We start from the raw sequence: 19,939 nt of genomic DNA, 5'->3' as shown, positions 1-19,939 counted from the left end.
GTCCTTCGCCCGGGGGGGGAGGGGGTGGGGGTGGGGAGGATGGCGAACCCCGAAAAACACCACACCCCCTCCGAGTTTGCCGACCGCCGTGCTGTCCCCCCCCCCCCCCCCCCCCCACCGCACTCATCGGTCAGTTGTAGGCGCGACGCTTGTCCTCGCTATGGCCGCCGCCCTGTCCCTCGGTCAGCTCTGCCGCGTCACCGATCTCGATGGGCACCAGGTCGTTCTCTTCGGTCGGAAGCGTGTTCAGCTGGTCGTGCATGGAGACTCTCCTTCTCTGTGTGAAATGTGCGGTGGGTGTTGCTGCCAGGCCCTCTCGACGGGGCGGAGTGTCGAAGAGGACTGGGGGCTGGGGTGCCGGCCATGGCGAGCGCGACGTCCTCCCGACACCGGTCTCGGGGGTCGGCGGGGCGAGGCCAGGCGACGGGCGACGGCTCGGGCGGCGCGACCGGGGCGAAGAATGAGCTGGCGGCGCGTGAGCCGCTGTGCGGGCAGGGCGATCTCTGCCCATACGCACTTGCCGCAGGTGGTTCGTTCGGCACCGTGGCAGACGGACAGACGGTCGATGAGCGCCATACCGCGTCCGGTCTCGTCCTCCGGAGCCGCGCAGCGCGGCGCGGGAAGGATGCGCGAGCCGTCGTAGACCTCGACCAGGACCCGTCGCCGGCTGAGGTTGGCGCGCACTCCGATGGTGAGCATCGCGCCGGTGCCGTGCCGCACCGCGTTGGTGACCAGTTCGGAGAGCACGGTGGTCAGCGCTGTGTCGGAGGCTTCGTTCAGGCGCAGCCCCCAGTTCTCGGCCAAATCGCGGAGGCGGCGACGGCTGAGCCGCACCGAGGTCGGGTCGCGGACCAGAAAGAAACTTTGGCTGTACACGCGCATGGCGAGGACCCTCCAACGGACTTCGGACCGGGGATTGAGGCGCAGGAGCCCGGGAGGCGGGGGGATTGAACGTCTTCTGCCCGCCTGCTTGGCTGAGGCCCAGTCAACTCGCCTGTGGCAGAACGGTCCGGTGCCAGCGAGGGGTGCGATTTCGCGCAGGGGGCCACATTGGGGGGCCAGGAATGGGCTCAGGACTGTCAGACGCTTGGGGGATGGGCATGATGGCACCAGACGGCATCGGCGCCATGCTGAGAGGGATCCGGGAATCGGCCGGGCTCACACGCGATGAGCAGGCTCTGGCATTACAAGAAGCCCAGGGTGGAAAGTGGTTCGACCCGGAGAACCTGAAGCGCTGGGAGACCGAGCGCCGTCTGCCGACACCGATATGGCACGAACTGCTGGCAGAGGTCTACGGACGCTCTGTGGAAGAGATCGTTCGTGCGGTGGCGGCGAGCAGGCGCTACCGCAGGTCGCAGCGCCGAGCCGGTGTCGAGGGAGAGGAGGATGCGGCGGTGAAACGACGGCAGTTTCTCGGGGTGGCGGCGGGAGCGACAGGAGCAGTCGCCCTGCCGGGTATCGCGGAGGCACGACAGGGCATCAACGCCGGCCTCTCCAACGCTGATACTGGCGATCTTGACTACCTGCAAGGAGCATTCGAGCGGAACCGCGGTGGCTATCGTGGCCGCCCGCCAGGCGCCGTCCTCACCCAGATGAGAAACGACCTCGACCTCCTGCGGGACGGGCTCAGCCGTCCACACCGGGCATCTGCCCGTGCAGACCTCGCACGCACAGCTGCGGGCATCACCGGCCTGGTGGCGATCATCCAGCACGACCGCGGTGACCAGCGGGACTCGCTCGGCTGGTTCGCCACCGCCGAACAGGCCGCACGAGAGTCAGGCGATCGGCACATGCTGGCCTGGAGCCTGGCCCGGCACGCCATGGTCCCGCTCAACTACGGCGCTCCGAACGCTGCCGCTGAACTTGCCGTCCGCGCCCGCGCCGAGGCCGGACGGACCCCAACAGCCGCAGCCGCGCTAGCAGCCGCCGTCACTGCGCGAGCCCTCGCTTCCACCGGAGACCACAAGGGCGCCCTGCGCGCGGTCGCCGACGCCCGCTCCATCGCCGAGCGCCTGGACGCGGCCCAAGGTGCCGACACCTGGTTCGGCTACCCCCTCCAGAAGCACCACGTCCACCTCTCCCAGGCGTTCACCCTGATGGGACGGACCCGCGAAGCGCACGCCGAACAGGAAGCGGCGCTCTTCCTCACCCGATCGCCCTCCGTCATGACCCGCGCACTGCTCGCCATGGATGCCGCGACCTGCCTGAAGGTCGACGGGCACGATTCCGCAGCGGCAGATGCGGCCGCTGACGTATGGCAACGGCTTCCCTTGGCGTACCGAGACGGCCTGATCCGCTCCCGCGCCGACGTCCTGCATCAGTTGCTTGTGGGCAGTGCCCACAGCAGACTTGGCGACGCGCTGGCCAGTTGAACACGGTCGTTTACCAGGCCCTGCGGATCAGAGAAGGCTGCGCGGCCTAGGAATCAGCCGGCTTGCTGTGCGGAGACTGGTTGCTGACGTGGCCGCCAATGACCGCCGCCGCACCCTGCCGGAACGGCACCCATTCAGTAGCCAACCGGGAGCCCGTGCGTGAGTGATCAGCCCGATCAGCCGAAGATGCCGTTCCTGTATGTGGTCGTGTGCGCGTCCGGTATCGCGAGCGACGTGCACAAGCTGATCACCGCCGCGCAGAAGCAGGGCTGGGACGTTGGCGTCATCGCCACTCCACACGGGCTCGGCTTCATCGACGCCTCGGCGGTTGAGGCGCAGACCGGCTATCCCATCCGCTCGGCCTGGCGCTCACCCGGCGGTCCCCGGCCCCTGCCGCCCGCTGACGCCATTGCGGTCGCCCCGGCCACCTTCAACACGATCAACAAGTGGGCGGCCGGGATCTCCGACACCCTCGCGGTGGGCATCCTGTGCGAGGCGTACGGCCTCGGCATCCCCACCGCCGTGCTCCCGTACCTGAACGCGGCCCAGGCCGCCCATCCCGCGTACCGGCAGAGTCTGGAGCGGTTGCGCGAGATGGGCGTCTTTATCGGCTCGTACGATCCCCACCGGCCGAAGGCCGGTGGCGGAGCGGACCGTTTCCACTGGGAGGAGGCGTTGGAGCTGCTCGCTCCGGAGGTGTCGGGGCGGGCGTGATTACCGTCGCCGGGGCCGGTTCGCTTCCTGGTGGGCGACGCCGACAGCGGCAGGGACAGCAGGGGCGGGTTCGGTACGAGCATGCTGGGACCTGGGCACCGACGCGAGTTGGGCGACGTAGCCGAGGTGCTGCAACCGCCAGACCAGGACTTCGCTGATCGAGTCGGCGCTGTCCAGTTCCCGTTGCGCAGCGGCCCTGGCCAGCAGGGCAGCGGTGTCGTGGCCGGCGCGTTCGGCCTGGTCGAGCACGGCGGCCAGCGCGTCCCAGCCAGACTCGGCTTGGAGGTGCTCTGCGAGGTGGGGGAGGGCCGTTCGGACCGTGGCGGCGTGGTGTCGCCGGGACTGTGCAGGCAGGCGTTGGCCGTAGGCGCGCATGGCGGCCAGCGGGCTGGCGGCGGTTGCCTGGTAGGCGGCGCGCAGGTGGGATGCGGCTTGTTGGGCGGCCTCGGCCTGCTGGGTGTGGCCGCGGGCTGCGTGCCAGCGGGCGGCCGCGACGACGGTCAGGATCATGAGGTCGAGGACCAAGGCGGTGGCGGCGCCGTCCTGTCCGGCGCTGAGAGCGGATCCGGAATGGACGATCTGGTGCGCCGCGCGGCGCAGGGCGTACATCTCCTCCTTCTCGGCGCGGATGTGCGAGCGAGTGGCCCGCTCGAAGTGCACTGCGGCCGCTCGCAATTCGGTCTGGGTGGGGCCGAATGAGGTCTGGGCGAGCGCATCGAGGGCCTCGCCGACCCCGATCAGCTGAGCAGCTGCCGCACCGTCGTCGCCGGCTGTGAGGGATGTCAGGGCCGAGTCGGTGGCCTCGGCGGCGAAGTGGCGGGCACGGGCCGGTGCGGAGGCGCCGCTGAGTTCCAGGACCGCGGGCGGCTCGGGCATGTCCGTGGTGGCTGCGAACCGCTCGCGGATCCGGGGCAGGGAAAGGTCCGGTGCGAGTTTGGAGCCGGAGAACCAGATGGGCTCGCCAGCCTTGTTGCGGTCGCCGACCTTGGCGACCGAGTAGCCGAGCGCGTCGCCGGAGGGCGCGATGCGCTTCTTGATGCGGACGCCTTCGGCGGCGAGCCGGTCGAAGAACTCGGCTTCGTCGGCGGCCCCGGCCAGCGCCCGATGGACGCGTTCACGAAGGAGGTCACGTGAGGTGGCGTCCTGGCCGAGGCGTTCGGCCTTGTGGCGCTCGGCGCTGGTGGGGCGCTTGGCGGCGGTACCGTCACCGGCGATGCGGCGGAGGCCGTAGTCGGCCTCGATGCGGCGGGCCTCGGCCTGGGCGCGGCGGGCTTCGTTGTGGAGGCGGGGGCGTCGGCCGTCGTCGCGGATGAGGGTGGCGATGATGTGGATGTGGTCGTCGGCGTGACGGACGGCCGCCCACCGGCAGGCTTGCTCGTCGCCGTCGGGGGCGATGCCGGTGGCGGCGACCGTGCGGCGGGCGATGGCGGCCCAGTCTTCGTTGGACAGCACCGGGTCCTCGGGGCTGGCCCGCACGGAGATGTGCCACACGTGCTTGTCGGGGCGACGGTTCTTGGTCAGGGCGTTGACGGGCTGGTCGAGCAGGCGCTGAAGCTGCTCGTAGGTGGCGTTGGGGTCGCGGCCGGGGTCGGGGGTGAGTGGGTCGAAGGCGGCGACCAGGTGCGGGTCGATGTGCTCCTCGTGGGTGCCGGGGCCGTAGAGGTAGCGGATCAGGCCGATCGTTTCGCTGCCGCGCTTGTGGATGCTGGGGATCACGCCGGGGCGCTGCCGTCGCGGTGGGCGAGGAGGGCGTCGGCGGCTACCTCCATGCGGCGGGCCGCGTCGTGGACCGCCTGTGCGGTGGCGTTGAGGTGGGGTGTGTCGGCGCCGGAGTTGAGGGCCTTGGCGACCTGGTTGAAGAGGCCGTGGATGCGGCCCAGGTGCCGGCGGGCGGCGAAGATCTCGTCGAGGACTTCCCGTTCGGTGGCGATCTCGGCGGCGGTGCGGGTCAGGTCGCGGGCAGCCTTGTCGACGGCGTAGGCGAGGAAGGCGGCGTTGGTCATCTTGCAGTGGGCGGCTGCGGCGGTGAAGCGCGCGTACTCGGGCTCGTTCATGCGGCAGCTGGGCTGGTGCAGGCGCTTGAGTGGCTTCGGCTGACGGGTGCGCTGACGCTTCGGCGAGAGGGTCTCGGGCTGCTGTCCCTCTTCAGGCTGCGGTCCGCCCTCGGCCGCAGCTTGCCAGTCCGGTGCCCCCTGGCGCCGGTCCGCTCCCGCCACCCCCGGGGCGGGAACTCCGGGAGCATTGCTCGGTACAACTTGCTCCGCCTGGGGCTGGGATGGCGGCTTCCGCGTTGGGATCGGTGGGGGTTTCGTGGCGCGAGTGGTGCATGGGTCTCTCTGGGTGAGTGGGACGTGTGGGGAACTCGGTTGGGAGCGCGTAGTGGTTGTGCGCGCGAGATGTCGTCGGGAACGGGGCCGGACGCGGTTGTCTCAGGGACCGGGCGGCGATGGGATCGGTCCCCGCGAATCACTGCGTTCGGGGACCGCGCTTCTGGTGCCTGGCTTCCCTTTACCGCGAGCGCGGGGGTCGGCAGTGCCGCGATGGTCCCCGCCCTCGGTTTGCCCTATCAGCCCCGTTCGGGGACCGGGGCTTGGTGACCCTAGGCGGGGTGACCTGCGCCTTTGTTGGGACCGGTCCCCGAATCTGCTGTGTCCGATGGGGACCGGTCCCCGAAGCGTCCGGGGACCGGTCCCAACTTTCGACCGGGACCGGTCCCCGGTTCTTGGCGGGACCGGTCCCCGACGGAGTGTCAGGGGAACCATTTCCGGCGGGGACTGCGAGCGGGACCGGTCCCCTGGTGAGTCCCTGCTCGGTCCCCTGAGCCGATGGTGCACGGTCCCGAACCGTCTGGGGCTTCCGGTCCCTTGTGCGTTGGGGACTGGTCCCCGGGACCGTCAGTTTTGGGACCGGCGCCTGCGGTCGGAGCCGGTGAGGATGACGCGTTCGGTCATCTCGGCGAGGCGGGAGGCAATGCGGTCGCCGAGGGCGGTGCGGAGGGCGTCGGTGGGGAGGTTGGTGGTGATGAGGGTGGGGAGCATGTGCTCGTACCGGTGATTGACGAGCCGGTAGGTGAGCTCCTCGGTCCACTCGCTGTTCTTGGCCGCGCCGAGGTCGTCCAGGAGCAGCAGCGGGCAGGTCGCCAGGGTCTGCAGGTCGCGTTCGGCGTCGTGGCCGGAGCGAGGGCGCAGGCGGGCGTACAGGTCGGCGGCGGTGACAGCCTCCCAGCGCAGCCGGACTCCGGCGGTGAGCAGGGTGCGGACGGCGCCGTATGCCTGGTGGGTCTTGCCGGTACCGGTGGGGCCGACGATCAGCAGGGAGGGGCCTTCGGCGATGCCCGGTGCGCCGCTGGGGCCGGGGCGTCCGGCGGCGGCGATCGCCTCGGTCCAGGCGATGACCTGTTGGTGGTCACCCAGGGCGCGGCGGTATCGGGCGGGGATGCGGGCATCGGCCAGCTCCAGGGCGGTGACCGGTTCACTCGGTGGCTCCTGCGTGGTGGCTGCCTCGGGGTCGATGCCGCGTGCGGTGAGGATGGCGCCGAGCCGCTCGGCGAGCGGGCCGATGCGGTCTGGGGCGTGGGTGAGGGTGGCGGTCACAGGTCACCCCCGTAGGCGGCGGCGACGTCGGACGGATTCGTCCACGACCGGTGGACGGCGCCGGATGCGGTCGGGGCGGCGTTCATGGCCTCGTGGACGAGGCTGGGCAGGGTGCTGGGGTGCTGGGGTGCAGGCACTTGGCCCGGTGACGGTCAAGACCCGCACGTATGTGTGCCGGGTCTATGCCCTCGCCGAGGAGCTTTTTGACCTCGCTGCCGAGGTGTCCGAGCACGCCCGCAGGCGGCCGGTGGCTGCAGGCGGCGGCGTACTCGCCTATGAGGTCCTTCGCCGAGACGGTCTGGGGCGCGGGGGCGCTCGCGCCCCCCAACGGAGTAGATCCTAGATCCCTGTTCCTAGATCCTAGATCCGGACCGTGAGCACTCGTCGCGGGCTCCGTGAGGCCTCCCTGCATCGGCGATGAGGACTCACTGAATCGCCCCTGGCCTGCGGATTCGTCACTCACTGCGTCCTGCGTGACTCCTCCGGGAGCCGGTGCGGAGGGCTCAGTGAGGGGTGCGTGCGTCGGCGGTGAGGGCTCACGCGGAACGCCCTGATCGTGGTGGGGGCAGTCGGGATGCCGTACCCCGCTGGGGCGGTTGATCCTCTGGTGCTGAGCGAAGGTGACGATGTGCAGGTACCGCTTGCCGTTGGCGCCTTGGTAACGGCAGATCAACTCGGCAGTGTGGAGCTGGGTGAGGTCGTCTTCGACGCCCAGAGGGCCGTGTTCGGGGCGCAGGGACCACAGCAGGCCGGCGATGACGGCGGGCTGGTCGCGGAACCGGCCGTGGTCGTCTGCCTGGGTGAGCAAGCCGAAGAACGTCCGCTCGGCGGACAGGGAGACCGCCGCGAGGGACTCCGAGTGGAACGCCTCGGGCTTGATGGTGCGGATACGGGCGATGTCGATCGACCACCTTCGTCGCAAATCGGGGCAGAGAATTCGGCGGTGCCGGGGACATGGACAAGACAGCCACACCAGGGGCGCAAAAGTCCAGAGTTGATTCTCGAACTCTGTACTACTTGCAGGCCGGTCGGAAAACAGTAGACCCGGACCCCCGGTTGCCGAAATCGGCCCTTCGAAATCTCTGACGCTCGGCGCATCGCTCACAGCAGACGGGAAAGGGTTCCCGTCGCCAGGGAACGCAAGCTACAACACATCCACGCCACCGCGTTCCCTTGAAATCGGCCCCGCAGGAAAGGCCGCCGCTCGGGCCATCGTGCACGCTCGCACCGCCCGCGGCTACTCCCAGCGTCAGCTCGCCGCCCGCGTCACCGCCCTCGGCCGACCCATGGCCGCCACCGCGCTCTCCCGCATCGAACGCACAGTACGACGCTGCGACATCGACGACTTCGTCGCCATCGCCACTGCGCTCGGAGCCGCCCCGCACACCCTCCTCGCCAGCTCTCCGCGAGACCGGGGCCATGCGGAGCGGGCGGAAACATAGCCGACGATCGCCGGTTGGCCAAACCGGCGATGCTCCGCATCATTGAATATTCCGGCACCCCGTCGTGCCTTCTTTCGGTAATCCGCTCTTTCCATGCGAGGAAACCCTTTTGCCCCAACCCCTCATAAGCCCTGCCCGAAACCCCCTCGACAACTAGGAGGCGGGGTGCTGATGAATGGCTCCAGCCGCTCGCGCGACAAGATGACCGTGGACGAACTCTGCGCCGAGGTTCAGGTCTCCCGGTCGACTTTCTATGACCGGCGATAAAAGAGCCAGGTGCCCCGCTGGGTGAAACTTCCGAACGTCATTTTGCGTATCCTCCGCGATCATCCGGAGAACTGGCTCACCGATTGCGAGTGCCGCGCATGACGAACCGGTCCTTCAAGGTCCGCTCCCTCCCGTACCTCACAGAGAACCTCCTATGCCTGACCGATCTTTGCGTGCCCCCACAGCCTCCCCGGGCGCCCTACACACGGCCTTCCTGTCCGTGCAGGACGCCGCCGAGTACCTCGGCCTCTCACCCCACACCCTCTACGTTTGGCGCCACCGTCGACAGGGACCTCCGAGCTTCCGCATGGGTCCACGAGGCCGCGTGATGTACCGACTGGAAGCCCTCGACGCCTGGGTCCGCGAGCAGGAGCAGGCCGACTCGCGCTCGAACGAGGCTCTCAACCCGCTGAACGCTCCTCGTCAGGAACGGCCCACCCGCCTCACCAGCGCTTGACGCTCCAAGCGCCGTAGAACGCCGTCTCCATCCTCTACATCAAGGAGTTCCACCTGACCGGCTACATAGAGGACCGGTGGCTCAAGAAGCGCCCCAACCCGACGACCGGCAAGCGTGAACGCACGGCCATGTACGGCAAGTGCACCCGCTACCGCGTCAAGGGCATCCCCGGCGTCAAGGACCGTTCCTTCGACGCACTCCAGGACGCCAAGACCTGGCTCGCCCAGGCCCAGACTGACGCACGTCGGGGCGAGTTCGTCGATCCACGCGATGGAGCCATCTCCCTCAAGGACTACATCGCGACCCACTGGTGGCCCACCCAGGGTGGCGACCCGTCCACCCTCGAACGCATCGAGCAACGGGTCCGCCGGCACATCGTCCCGCACCTCGGTGCCCTGCCGCTCAATGGCGTCGGTACCGAAGTGCTGCGGAGTTGGAAGAAGCGACTCGAGAAGGACCTGGGCCCCACCTCCATCCGTCTCGTCTGGGCCACACTGTCTGGTGTTCTCCAGGCCGCTGTCGAAGACCGACGCCTCGCACGTAACCCGTGCCGTGCGAGCACAGTTCGCCCTCCGGCGGCTGCACCGGGCCGGGTCGAGGCATGGCTGCCCGAGCGCGTGCTGGCCGTACGTGCAGCTACCCCGGACCGCTACCGCGTGCTCGTCGAGATTGGCGCTGGACTCGGCCTGCGACAGGGAGAGGCGTTCGGCCTGTCGATGGAGGACGTCGACTGCGACTCGGAGATCGTCCATGTCCGGCGCCAGGTCAAGATGGTGCGGACGAAGCTGTGCTTCGCGCTTCCCAAGGGGCGCAAGGTCCGCGACGTGCCCCTGCCCTCAAGCGTGGCCAAGGCACTACGGCAGCACATGGAGTTCCTCGCACCCGTGCCGGTCACCATGCCATGGGACGATCCGCGCCCGCCGCAGACCCCGGTAGAAGCCAAGCACCGTCGGCCCAGGACGTACAACCTCCTGGTGACGGGCCGCGAGCATAAGGCGATCAATCGGAACTACTTCAACTCCTACGTCTGGAAGCCCGCCCTGGCCGAGGTCGGCGTGATCGCCGCGCTGGAGGAGAGCGCACCGGACGGATCCCGCGTCTGGGAGCCCTCGCGGGAGCACGGCTATCACGCCCTGCGTCACTTCTATGCCTCCGAGCAATTGGAGGCAGGCGAGTCGGTCGTCTCCCTGGCCAGGTGGCTCGGCCACTCTGACCCGGGCTTCACGCTCCGGAAGTACGCGCACTTCCTGCCCCGCGCCGGTGCACGCGGCGGCGCCGCCATCGACGCGATCTTCGCGGAGCCGTAGCCGGTCGGCAGCGCCTGCGAAGCGTGACCCGTAGCCCCGCCGCAGGCCCAAAGTCCCAGAGAAGTCCCAGACATGCCGCCGCACCCCCTCCTGGCCCGTATTCACGCAGGTCAGAAAGGGTGCGGCGGCATCCGTAGTTCAAATGTCCCGGAAGATCTCGATCTGGGCCCCGATCGAGTTGAGGCGTTCCGCCAGGTCCTCGTAGCCGCGGTTGATGACATAGACGTTGCGGAGTACGGAGGTGCCCTCGGCGGCCATCATGGCCAGGAGGACGACTACGGCGGGGCGCAGGGCCGGGGGGCACATCATTTCTGCGGAGCGCCAGCGGGTGGGGCCGTCCACCAGGACGCGGTGCGGGTCGAGGAGTTTGACCTGGGCGCCTAGGCGGTTGAGGTCGGTCAGGTAGATGGCGCGGTTGTCGTAGACCCAGTCGTGAATGAGGGTCTGGCCCTGGGCGCTGGCCGCGATGGCCGCGAAGAAGGGGACGTTGTCGATGTTGAGCCCCGGGAAGGGCATCGGGTGGATCTTGTCGATGGGTGCCTGGAGTTTGGAGGGGCGGACCGTCAGGTCGATGAGCCGGGTGCGGCCGTTGTCGGCGGCGTACTCCGGGCTGCGTTCGTGGTCCAGGCCCATCTCTTCCAGGACGGCCAGTTCGATCTCCAGGAACTCGACCGGGACCCGGCGGATGGTCAGCTCGGACTCGGTGACAACTGCCGCCGCCAGCAGGCTCATTGCCTCGACCGGGTCCTCGGACGGGGCGAAGTCCACATCGCGTTCGATGTGCGCGGCACCGTGGACGGTGAGGGTGGTGGTGCCGATACCGTCGACCCGTACGCCCAGCTCCTCCAGGAAGAAACACAGGTCCTGGACCATGTAGTTGGAGGAGGCGTTGCGGATGACCGTGACGCCGTCGTGGCGGGCGGCGGCCAGCAGTGCGTTCTCGGTGACGGTGTCGCCGCGTTCGGTCAGCACGATCGCGCGCTTGGGGGCGACGGTGCGGTCCACCTCGGCGATATAGGTGCCGTCGGTCGCGGTGATTTCCAGGCCGAAGTGGCGCAGCGCGGTCATGTGCGGGGTCACGGTCCGGGTGCCGAGATCGCAACCGCCCGCGTACGGCAGCTTGAAGTGGTCCATCCGGTGCAGCAGCGGGCCGAGGAACATGATGACGCTGCGGGTGCGGCGGGCGGCCTCGGTGTCCATCGAGTCGAGGTCGAGTTCCGCGGGCGGGATGACCTCCAGGTCGTTGCCGTCGTTGATCCACCGGGTCCGTACGCCGATGCTGCCCAGCACTTCGAGGATGCGGTAGACCTCTTCAATACGGGCCACCCGGCGCAGAGTTGTGCGGCCCGCGTTGAGCAGTGTGGCGCAGAGCAGTGCCACACAGGCGTTCTTGCTCGTCTTCACATCGATGCTGCCGGAGAGCCGGCGTCCGCCGACCACCCGCAGATGCATCGGCCCGGCGTAGCCGAGCGAGACGATTTCGCTGTCGAGTGCCTCGCCAATACGGGCGATCATCTCAAGGCTGATGTTCTGATTCCCGCGTTCGATGCGGTTGACGGCACTCTGGCTGGTGCCCAGAGCCTCCGCAAGCTGCGTCTGTGTCCAGCCACGGTGCTGTCGGGCGTCACGGATGAGCCTGCCGATGCGTACGAGGTAGTCGTCTGCCATGGGGTGACCGTATCTCAGATATGAGATGGATGCTTCATTGTGGTGTGTCGGGTAGTTCTACTACTATGCGAACAATTGAAGCGCAGTCGGAGTCACGGAGTGACAAGGGGAGTCATGAAGAGTGTGCTGCGTTCTGTCCCGCGTCTGACCGACGCGTCGTCGCGGACCGTGGTTGCCGCCGGTCCCTTCCTTGCCGTGATCGTGGCGTTCGCCGGCATCCATACGGCGGTGTCCGGCCGGCTGCCGGATCCGCTCGCCACCCATTTCCGGTTCGGCGGTGGCCAGGCCGACGGCTTCACCTCCGTCCAGGGCTTTCTGACCGGATCCCTCGCCCTGTTCCTGCTTCTCGGCGCCGTGTTCGGCTTCCTCGTGCAGCTGCGGCCGGCGGCTCCCGAGGTGCCGTGGGTGATCGCCGGCGGCTACGCCACCGCTGCCGTCGCCGGTTACGCCGACTGCATGACGCTGCTCAACAACGTCGACGCGGCCGATGCCTCGGCCGTCCGGGTGCCGCAGTGGGAGCTGTTCCTCGCCCTCGCGGTGGCGCTGTGCGCCGGGGCTCTGGGGCGGCTGCTCGCCGGCGCGGCGCCCGCCGCGCCCCGGCGGCCGCGCGGTGCGGTGTCCCGGCTCGGCCTTCCCGCCACCGCCACGGCCGGCTGGTCGCGCACCGTCGGCTCGCCGCCGCTGGTCGTACTGGGCGTTCTGCTGCTCATCGGCGGGCTCCTCCTCGGCTTCTTCGCCGACTGGATCGCGAGCGCGGGCCTGCTGTTCGGTGCTGCCGTGTCGCTGCCCCTGGCCTCGGTACGGGTGACCGTGGACCGGCGCGGGCTGACCCTCGCGCCGACGCTGCTGTCCTCGCGTTGCCGTTTCCGGCGCATCCCCGTGGACCGCGTCGCCGAGGCCGGCAGCCGGCGGATCGCCTGCTTCGCCGAGTTCGGCGGCTGGGGTTACCGCATCCGGGCCGGCGCCAGCGGCCTCGTACTGCGCTCGGGCGACGGCCTCGTGGTACGGCTGACCAACGGCCGGGAGTTCGCGGTGACGGTCGATGATGCCGCGACGGCCGCGGCGCTGCTCAACACGTATGCGGACCGCGCGCGGGCGCGGCAAGGAGGCTGAAATGCTCTTCCGGGTCGACCCCGGGTCGTCCGTCCCGCTCGGCGACCAGATCGCGGCCTCGGTCCGCGGTGCCATCGCCGACGGCACGGTGAACAGCGGGGAGCGGCTGCCGGCCGCCCGTGAGCTCGCCGCGTCCCTCGGCGTGAACGTCCATACGGTGCTGCGCGGCTATCAACGCCTCAAGGAGGAGGGGCTGATCGAACTCCGCCGCGGGCGCGGTGCGGTGGTCATCGGCGCCGCCGCGCCCGCCCGCGCCCGCCTCGGGGAAACCGCCGAGCGGCTGATCGCGGAGGCCCGCCGGCTGGGGCTCTCCGACGAGGAGATCGTGACGGTGGTGCGGACGGGGCTCGCGGGGCGGTGAGAGGGCGGGGCGGGTGCCCCGCCGGGTGCGTCGTCACGGCTGAGGGTGCCGCCAAGCCCTCGGCGAGGGGGCGTTGTTGTGTCTGCGGCTGTGGTGTGGCCGGTCGCGCGGTTCCCCGCGCCCCTTTCGGGCGCGACCGCGTCGCGGCTTCAGTGAGGCTGCTTGCTCGCCTCGTGCTCGCGCCGATCCTCGTCCGTCGGCGAGGGTTCCGGCGCTCGGATACCGCGTACCTGGGGGGAGAGCAGGGCCGCGGCCGAGGCGAGGACGATCAGCGCGGCGCAGCCGGCGAGGGCGTGGCCGATGCCGATGCGTGCCGCGACCGGTCCGGCGATCAGCAGGCCGAGCGGCGCGAAGGCCAGTGAGCCGAACCAGTCGTACGAGCTGACGCGGGACAGCGCCGCCTCCGGGACCTCCCGTTGGATGGTGGTCGCCCACAGCACACCGAAGATGTCGGCGGCGATGCCCGAGGCGAACATGGCGAGCGCGATCCACGGCACCGGCGCCCGCACCGCGAGCAGGGCGATCGGGAGGGCCAGCGGGAAGGTGGCCCATACGGCGGTCAGCACCGGCCGGCGTACCCGGAGGCGGGCGGCCAGCCCGGCGCCGGTGATCGTGCCCAGCGCCTGCGCGGCGACGATCAGCGACCAGGACCGTGCCCCGCCCAGCCCGTTCTCGGCCATTAGCGGCCCCAGCACTCCGGCATTGGCGTTGAGCGCGGCGACCACGACCGAGTACTGCGCGACCACCACCCACAGCCACTGCCGCCCGGCGAACTCCCGCCACCCGTCCCGCAGATCGGCCCACCCCGATGCCCCCGTACGGGCCCGCGCGGGCAGCCGGAGGCCGCGGATCAGCAGCGCGCTCACCACGAACGACGCGGCATTGAGCGCCAGGGCCCAGCCGGCGCCGACGACGGCGACCGTCACACCGGACAGCGCGAGCCCCAGCAGCATCGAGCTGTTCATGCCGACCCGCAGCAGCCCGTTCGCCCGCTGTAGCCGCGTGGCGGGGACGAGCAGCGGAATGACGCCGTCCATCGCGGGGGAGAACAGCGCGGTGGCTGTACCCGCCAGCGCGGCCAGGGCGCAGAGTGCCAACAGGGGAGCGTGCCCGGTCAGCACCATGGCGGCGAGGCCGGCGTACGCGGCGGCGCCGACCAGATCGGTGACGATCATCAGCCGGGAGCGCGACATCCGGTCCGCGATCACCCCGCCGGCCAGGATGAACACCAGCTGTGGCACCGCCTGGCAGGCGAGCACCAGCGAGAGTTGCCCGGGTCCCGCCCCCGGTAGTGCCAGCACCGCGAAGGAGAGCGCCACCCGGGCGAAGCCGTTCCCGAGGACCGAGAGGGTGCGGGCGGCGGCCAGCAGCATGAACCGCCGGTCCCGCCAGAGGGGCGGACCGGCAGATGGCGGACCGGCAGATGGTGGGGCGGTGGCGGCGGGCGGCGGGGACGGGCAAGGGCGCTCGGGTTCCGGAGTGGCCGTCACGGCGTCAGCGTAGGAGCGGGAGGTCCGTCCGCGTGCGGCAATCCCGTGCGGCGGCTGAGAACGTGCGGTGCGCGGGGCGCCCTCTGTCGCCGCCTTCCTCTGGGGGCCAGACTGCTGTGATGACGTCCAGAGCCGCGCCCGCTCCGCCTCCCGAGTCCGGTCCGCACGGGGCGGTGAACGAAACCGGCGGTGAACGTAGCGGCGACGAACGGACCGCTGGGGGAGGGCCCGTCGATGAACGGGCCGTCGGGGGAGGACCCGCCGGTGAACGGCCCGCCGGCCAACACACCACCCCTGACCGCGTTACCGTCACGCCCGACCGCGGCGCCCCGGCCCCGCCCTCCACCGACCGGGCAACGGCCGAGCTCCTGGACCGCTTTCTGGCCGCCCTCCGTACGCGGCTCCCGCTTCTCCGGGCGCTCTGGGCCCACGGCTCCCTCGGCGGTGGCGACTACCAGCAGGGCCGCAGTGACCTCGATCTGATCGCGGTCGTCGACCGGCCGTGTACGGCGGACGAGGAACGGCAACTGGGCGAGCTCCACGAGACCCTGGACCGGACCGACCCCCTCGCCGCGAAGCTGCACTGTAGCTATCTGGCGGCCGACGAGACGGCCGAGCCCGCCCATCTCCACCTGACCTGGGCCCACCGGGAACTCATGCGCCGCACGGTCACCCCGGTCACCCGCCGCGAACTCCACACGTTCGGACGCGTCCTTCACGGTGACACCCCCGCCGCCCTCCTCCCGCCGGTGACCGACGCACAGCTCGCCGCCCACATCCGCACCGATCTGCGGGACTACTGGCGGCCCGCCGTGGAGGACCCGGAATTGTGGCTCCAGGACATCTGGGTCGACCTCGGCCTGCTGGTCCTGGCCCGCGCCACGGTGACCCTCCGCGACGGCACGCTGATCAGCAAGGGCGAGGCGCTGGACGTCCTCGGTGAACTCGGCGCCCCGGACGAGGTCATCGCCGACATCAGGAACCGCCGCTACGGGCCCGCGGCACCGCCCTCGCCGCCCGGCCCCGCTCGTCCGTCCGACTGGCTCACCCGCCGCGCCGACCTGACCCGGGCGTTCCTCGGCCCGGCCCTGGACCGCACGCTGGCGGCGTACGGCCACAACTCCCCGGCCTCGCGGAGCTGATCGGCGCCGCAAGGCCCGGCCTCCACGCAACGGGCCACGCGTAGAGGCGCGTCCAACGGGCCGCCCGTACCTGCTCGTCCAACGGGCCGCCCGCAGTCGGACCTTGGGCGCGCGCGGCCATCAACCCACCCCACCACCCCCCTGAACCCGGACCATCCCCCTCCCCTAAATTTGCGCTGTGACCCCACGCCCCTCCCCGCACCCCTCCCGCACCGGAATCCCGGGCCGTCGCCGCGCCCTCTCGCGCCCCCGTGCCCGCGCGCTCGGCGCCGTGCCCGTCGTCGCGCTGCTGGCCGTCGCGGGGTTCGCGCCGCTGCCGTACTCCGTGGCGCGGCCGGGCCAGACCACGGATGTGCTGGGTTCGCACGGTGGCGGTGGAGGTCATCTCGACGAGCGGTGCCACCGTGCGCAAGACCTCCGGGCAGTTGCGCATGGTGGCGATCCAGGCGACCGCGCCCACGGCCGAGATCCGCGTGGGGGAGGTGATCGAGGGGTGGTTCCGTACGGACCGGGCGGTGCTGCCGCTGGATGCGGTCTTTCCCTCCGGCGGGTCCGAGGAGGAGGTCGCGCAGCACAATGCCGCGGACATGAAGTCCTCGCAGCGGGCCGCGACCACGGCCGCGCTCCGTTTTCTGCACCGGGACCCGGAGCGGGTGAAGGTGCGGCTGCGGCTCGACGACGTGGGCGGGCCCAGTGCCGGGCTGATGTTCTCGCTCGGCATCGTCGACAAGCTGGCCGGCGACGGCAGCGGCGGTGAGCTCACCGGCGGCCGCACCATCGCCGGTACGGGCACGATCGATGCCGACGGAACGGTGGGCGCGGTCGGTGGAGCGCCGCTCAAGACGCAGGCGGCCCGCCGCGACGGGGCGAGCGTCTTCCTCGTGCCGAAGGCGGAGTGCGCACAGGTGCAGCCCGCTCCGAAGGGGCTGCGGCTGGTCCCCGTCACCACCCTCAAGGGCGCGGTGCAGGCCCTGCGCGCGCTGGCGAAGGGCGGTCCGGTCCCCGGCTGCTGACCCGGTCGCGCCCTCCGCCCCGGCCCGTCCCGTCAGCCGTCGAGGATCGACAGGTCCAGCCGGCTCAGCCGTGCGAGGTCGGCGAGGATATTGATCTCGACGATCTTCCCGTGGGCGAGGGTGAAGCCCATGACGGCCAGCGGCTGCCCGCCCTGCGCCGTGACGAGGCCCGGGGCGCCGTTGACCAGCGCCGGGCGCGCGAACGGGGCGAACCGGGAGAAGGTGAGCGCCTGCTCGACGACCGCGCGCGCTCCGCGGACCAGCTTCGACAGTCCGTCGGGCGCACCCCCGGCGTCGGCGCGCAGCACCACATCCGGGTCGAGGACCGCGAGCAGCCCCTCGAAGTCGCCGCCGCGCGAGGCGGCGAGGAAGGCATCGACCACCTCCCGCTGGCGTGCGAGATCGGTGTCGGGCGCCGGGGTGGCGCCCTGGACCCGGCGGCGGGCGCGGCTGGCGAGCTGCCGCGCGGCGGCGGGGGTGCGGTCGACGAGCGGGGCGACCTCGTCGAAGGGCACCGCGAACATGTCGTGCAGGACGAACGCCAGCCGCTCGGCGGGGCTGAGGGTTTCCAGGACGACGAGCAGCGCCAGTCCGACCGAGTCGGCCAGCAGCGCCTCCTGCTCCGGGTCGACGGTGTCCGGACGGCTCACGACGGGCTCGGGGACATGCACCTCCAGGGAGTCCTCCCGCCGCGCCTTGCGCGTCCGCAGCTGGTCCAGGCACACCCGCCCGACGACCGTGGTCAGCCAGCCGCCGAGGTTCTGTACGTCGTCCCCGCCGGTCCGGCTCAGCCGCAGCCAGGCCTCCTGCACGGCGTCGTCCGCCTCGCTCAGCGAGCCGAGCATGCGGTAGGCCACGGCCCGCAGCCGGCCGCGCTCCTCCTCGAAGCGTTCGGCCAGCCACTCGTGGTCGTTCATGGGTCTCGTTCCTCCCCGTCGAGCTCCGTCACCGTACTGACGGAGATCACCGGCCGAATGTGACACGAGGAGGCTCGCGGAGGTGTACGGCTCCGGCCCGCGGCCCCGGCGCGCCGTGTGGCGTGTCGGCCGGTTGTCGGCAGCGGACAGCGGGTGTCGGCGCGGTGTCGGTGGCCAGGGGAATCGTGTGGCAGGGACGGACGGCACCGGTGAGGAGGTGCGGTTCCGGCCACCGTCACCAGACCGGTCCGAGAGTGAGGAACCCGCGATGCCTTCCGCAGACCAGGCCCAGGGGTGGGACGTGCACCGGCTCCCGTCCGCCGGGGGCAAGAGCTTCCTGGTCACCGGCGGCAACGCGGGCATCGGGTATTTCGTCGCCGAGCAGCTCGCCGGCACCGGGGCCACGGTCGTGCTCGGCAGCCGCGACCCGGCGAAGGCCGAAGCCGCGACCGCGTCGATCCGTGCCCGCGTACCCGGTGCCGAGGTGCGGCACCTGCGGCTGGACCTGGCCGACCCGGCCTCGCTCAAGGCGTCGGTGGCCGCGCTCGGCCTGGACCGTCTCGACGCGGTCGTCCACAACGCCGGTGTGGCGCTCGATCATCCGCCGCGCCGGGAGACCAGAGACGGTCACGAGCTGATGTTCGCGACCAATCACCTGGGGCACTTCGCCCTGACCGGGTGGCTGGCACCCCTGCTCGCGGCCACACCGGAGAGCCGGATCGTCACCACCGGCAGCTTCGCGGCCAAGTCCGAACGCCTGGATCTCGACGATCTCCAGAGCGCCCACGACTACCGGCCCAAGCGCACCTATGGGCGCTCGAAGCTGGCGCAGATGCTCTTCGGCGTCGAGCTCGACCGCCGGCTGCGCGCCGCGGGCCGTACGACGCTGAGCGTGGTCGTCCATCCCGGCGGCGCGCTCGACTCGCTCACCCCCTCCCGCCCGCCGTTCCGGGTCCGGACGACGGCCGAGCGGCTGCGCGGACTGCCGCTCGGCCTGGTCGTCCAGGGCAAGGAATCCGGCGCGTGGCCCGCCGTACGGGCCGTGCTCGACCCGGACGTGCGCGGCGGGCAGCTGTGGGGCCCCCGGGTGTTCGGACTGCGCGGCAGGCCCGTGACCGAACCTCTCTGGGAGCACCTGGCCGAGGCCGGCACCGCGGCGCGCCTGTGGACCGCCAGCTGCGCCCTGACCGGCGTCGACCCGGTCCTCGGTCCCCTGTGAAGCAGCGAAGCCTGCCTCGGGGGCCGCAGGACCGGCCGGTCATTCCTCATCAACCGAGCCGGCCGGCCCGGCCCTCGCCGTTACCCGAACTGCCCGGGCTGGTAGTCGCCGGCCGGCTGCTGGATCATGACGTTCGCCCGGTTGAAGGCGTTGATGAGGGCGATCGCGCACACCAGGGCGGCGAGCTGCTCCTCGTCGTAGTGCTTGGCGGCGTTCTCCCAGACCTCGTCCGTCACCCCGCCGGCCGCGTCCGCGAGGCGGGTGCCCTGCTCGGCCAGCTCCAGTGCGGCCCGCTCGGCCTCGGTGAAGACCGTGGCCTCCCGCCAGGCCGCGACCAGATTGAGCCGTACCGAGGTCTCACCGGCGGCCGCGGCGTCCTTGGTGTGCATATCGGTGCAGAAACCACAGCCGTTGATCTGGCTGGCGCGGAGCCGCACCAGCTCCTGCGTCGCGACCGGCAGCGTCGAGTCCTCAAGGACCTTTCCTGCCGCGACGATGTGCTTGAAGACCTTGCCGATGGTCGGGCTGCTGAAGGCGTCCAAACGGGCATTCATGAGGCTCTCCTTTTGCCGGTCGGTGCTTGCACACGTACGACGGACCGGGCAGGCAGGATGTGACATGGGCGCCTGACCTGCGGCTTTCCGCTCGCGCCGCGGCACGGAGCGCGACGACGGCGTTCCCGTCCACTGCCGGTGGGCATCCCCTGGCTCCGGCCATTTCCGGCCACTCCACCCGCGGTGGCACGAACCCGGTGGTCACCGGCCATCAGTGACCACGATCGCACGCCGAGGGCGCAGCGCACCCCGGTCGGGGCATGACCTGGACGCGGCGATGTATTAGAGTTATCTCGACATCGAGATATCT

General features: G+C 70.8%; 18 protein-coding genes and 2 pseudogenes. 10 read left to right on the top strand and 10 right to left on the bottom strand.

All coding sequences use genetic code 11. The features are described 5' to 3' along the window. Positions 1-130: 130 nt before the first annotated feature. Together ACZ4XD_RS08475 and ACZ4XD_RS08470 are read right to left on the bottom strand one after the other, a co-directional pair. A complete protein-coding gene (locus ACZ4XD_RS08475) occupies positions 131-262 on the bottom strand; it encodes an albusnodin family lasso peptide (protein WP_468039483.1) in 132 nt (43 codons plus the stop codon). Next, complete coding sequence (locus tag ACZ4XD_RS08470) at positions 247-882, bottom strand: ATP-binding protein (RefSeq protein ID WP_468039480.1); 636 nt, start codon at positions 880-882, stop codon at positions 247-249. Before ACZ4XD_RS08470 ends, ACZ4XD_RS08475 begins: the two co-directional genes overlap by 16 nt. A 212-nt stretch (positions 883-1,094) precedes the next feature. Here ACZ4XD_RS08470 and ACZ4XD_RS08465 point away from each other — a divergent pair, with 212 nt between their 5' ends. Beyond that, positions 1,095-2,372: a transcriptional regulator gene (locus ACZ4XD_RS08465; protein ID WP_468039477.1), complete on the top strand. Its 1,278-nt coding sequence runs from the start codon at positions 1,095-1,097 to the stop codon at positions 2,370-2,372. A gap of 186 nt (positions 2,373-2,558) precedes the next feature. Continuing rightward, positions 2,559-3,086 carry a flavoprotein gene (locus ACZ4XD_RS08460; RefSeq protein ID WP_468039499.1) on the top strand — a complete coding sequence of 176 codons (528 nt, stop codon included), beginning with the start codon at positions 2,559-2,561 and terminating at the stop codon, positions 3,084-3,086. On the opposite strand, the gene ACZ4XD_RS08455 is transcribed toward ACZ4XD_RS08460, so the two are convergent. From ACZ4XD_RS08455 to ACZ4XD_RS08440, 4 genes and pseudogenes are all read right to left on the bottom strand, one after another. Next, positions 3,087-4,802: a relaxase/mobilization nuclease domain-containing protein gene (locus ACZ4XD_RS08455; protein WP_468039474.1), complete on the bottom strand. Its 1,716-nt coding sequence runs from the start codon at positions 4,800-4,802 to the stop codon at positions 3,087-3,089. It lies immediately after the preceding gene. After that, a complete protein-coding gene (locus ACZ4XD_RS08450) occupies positions 4,799-5,140 on the bottom strand; it encodes a plasmid mobilization relaxosome protein MobC (RefSeq protein WP_468039472.1) in 342 nt (113 codons plus the stop codon). The genes ACZ4XD_RS08455 and ACZ4XD_RS08450 overlap by 4 nt, the downstream gene beginning before the upstream one ends. Before the next feature lie 840 nt (positions 5,141-5,980). Then, on the bottom strand, positions 5,981-6,679 hold the full coding sequence (locus ACZ4XD_RS08445) for an ATP-binding protein (RefSeq protein ID WP_468039470.1): 699 nt from the start codon (positions 6,677-6,679) through the stop codon (positions 5,981-5,983). Beyond that, a pseudogene (locus ACZ4XD_RS08440) lies at positions 6,676-7,577 on the bottom strand (hypothetical protein). Before ACZ4XD_RS08440 ends, ACZ4XD_RS08445 begins: the two are co-directional and overlap by 4 nt. Before the next feature lie 280 nt (positions 7,578-7,857). On the opposite strand from ACZ4XD_RS08440, the gene ACZ4XD_RS08435 reads away from it, so the two are divergent. From ACZ4XD_RS08435 to ACZ4XD_RS08425, 3 genes are all read left to right on the top strand, one after another. Continuing rightward, positions 7,858-8,121 (top strand): helix-turn-helix domain-containing protein, encoded by a 264-nt coding sequence (locus tag ACZ4XD_RS08435; RefSeq protein ID WP_468039497.1) that lies wholly within the window; start codon positions 7,858-7,860, stop codon positions 8,119-8,121. A gap of 421 nt (positions 8,122-8,542) precedes the next feature. After that, positions 8,543-8,845 carry a helix-turn-helix transcriptional regulator gene (locus tag ACZ4XD_RS08430; protein ID WP_468039468.1) on the top strand — a complete coding sequence of 101 codons (303 nt, stop codon included), beginning with the start codon at positions 8,543-8,545 and terminating at the stop codon, positions 8,843-8,845. Positions 8,846-8,973: 128 nt separating this feature from the next. Beyond that, positions 8,974-10,152 (top strand): tyrosine-type recombinase/integrase, encoded by a 1,179-nt coding sequence (locus ACZ4XD_RS08425; RefSeq protein WP_468039465.1) that lies wholly within the window; start codon positions 8,974-8,976, stop codon positions 10,150-10,152. Positions 10,153-10,290: 138 nt separating this feature from the next. On the opposite strand, the gene ACZ4XD_RS08420 is transcribed toward ACZ4XD_RS08425, so the two are convergent. Continuing rightward, positions 10,291-11,820, bottom strand: coding sequence for a helix-turn-helix domain-containing protein (locus ACZ4XD_RS08420; protein WP_042159627.1), 1,530 nt, complete (start codon positions 11,818-11,820; stop codon positions 10,291-10,293). A 114-nt stretch (positions 11,821-11,934) separates the two neighbouring features. Between ACZ4XD_RS08420 and ACZ4XD_RS08415 the strand changes: the two genes are divergently transcribed. Both ACZ4XD_RS08415 and ACZ4XD_RS08410 read left to right on the top strand, forming a co-directional pair. Further along, positions 11,935-12,933 carry a DUF1648 domain-containing protein gene (locus ACZ4XD_RS08415; protein WP_468039463.1) on the top strand — a complete coding sequence of 333 codons (999 nt, stop codon included), beginning with the start codon at positions 11,935-11,937 and terminating at the stop codon, positions 12,931-12,933. 1 nt (position 12,934) lies between these two features. After that, positions 12,935-13,294: a GntR family transcriptional regulator gene (locus tag ACZ4XD_RS08410; RefSeq protein ID WP_468039461.1), complete on the top strand. Its 360-nt coding sequence runs from the start codon at positions 12,935-12,937 to the stop codon at positions 13,292-13,294. 149 nt (positions 13,295-13,443) lie between these two features. Here ACZ4XD_RS08410 and ACZ4XD_RS08405 read toward each other — a convergent pair whose 3' ends face one another. Next, on the bottom strand, positions 13,444-14,784 hold the full coding sequence (locus ACZ4XD_RS08405) for an MFS transporter (protein WP_468039459.1): 1,341 nt from the start codon (positions 14,782-14,784) through the stop codon (positions 13,444-13,446). Between the two features lie 119 nt (positions 14,785-14,903). On the opposite strand from ACZ4XD_RS08405, the gene ACZ4XD_RS08400 reads away from it, so the two are divergent. Then, positions 14,904-15,926, top strand: coding sequence for a nucleotidyltransferase domain-containing protein (locus ACZ4XD_RS08400; protein WP_468039457.1), 1,023 nt, complete (start codon positions 14,904-14,906; stop codon positions 15,924-15,926). 217 nt (positions 15,927-16,143) lie between these two features. Next, positions 16,144-16,939: pseudogene (locus ACZ4XD_RS08395) on the top strand (S16 family serine protease). A gap of 32 nt (positions 16,940-16,971) precedes the next feature. Here ACZ4XD_RS08395 and sigJ read toward each other — a convergent pair. Continuing rightward, positions 16,972-17,856, bottom strand: coding sequence for an RNA polymerase sigma factor SigJ (gene sigJ / locus ACZ4XD_RS08390; protein ID WP_468039455.1), 885 nt, complete (start codon positions 17,854-17,856; stop codon positions 16,972-16,974). A gap of 268 nt (positions 17,857-18,124) precedes the next feature. Between sigJ and ACZ4XD_RS08385 the strand changes: the two genes are divergently transcribed. Further along, the gene (locus tag ACZ4XD_RS08385; protein WP_468039453.1) at positions 18,125-19,075 is read left to right on the top strand and encodes an SDR family NAD(P)-dependent oxidoreductase; all 951 of its coding nucleotides are present in this window, start codon (positions 18,125-18,127) and stop codon (positions 19,073-19,075) included. 80 nt (positions 19,076-19,155) lie between these two features. On the opposite strand, the gene ACZ4XD_RS08380 is transcribed toward ACZ4XD_RS08385, so the two are convergent. Next, complete coding sequence (locus tag ACZ4XD_RS08380; protein ID WP_468039451.1) at positions 19,156-19,629, bottom strand: carboxymuconolactone decarboxylase family protein; 474 nt, start codon at positions 19,627-19,629, stop codon at positions 19,156-19,158. Positions 19,630-19,939 lie beyond the last annotated feature (310 nt).

This window comes from Streptomyces sp. NPDC029466 (assembly GCF_055574515.1).
Note: the sequence above shows the minus strand (reverse complement) of the source record. Positions and strands in the feature narration are given on the sequence as shown.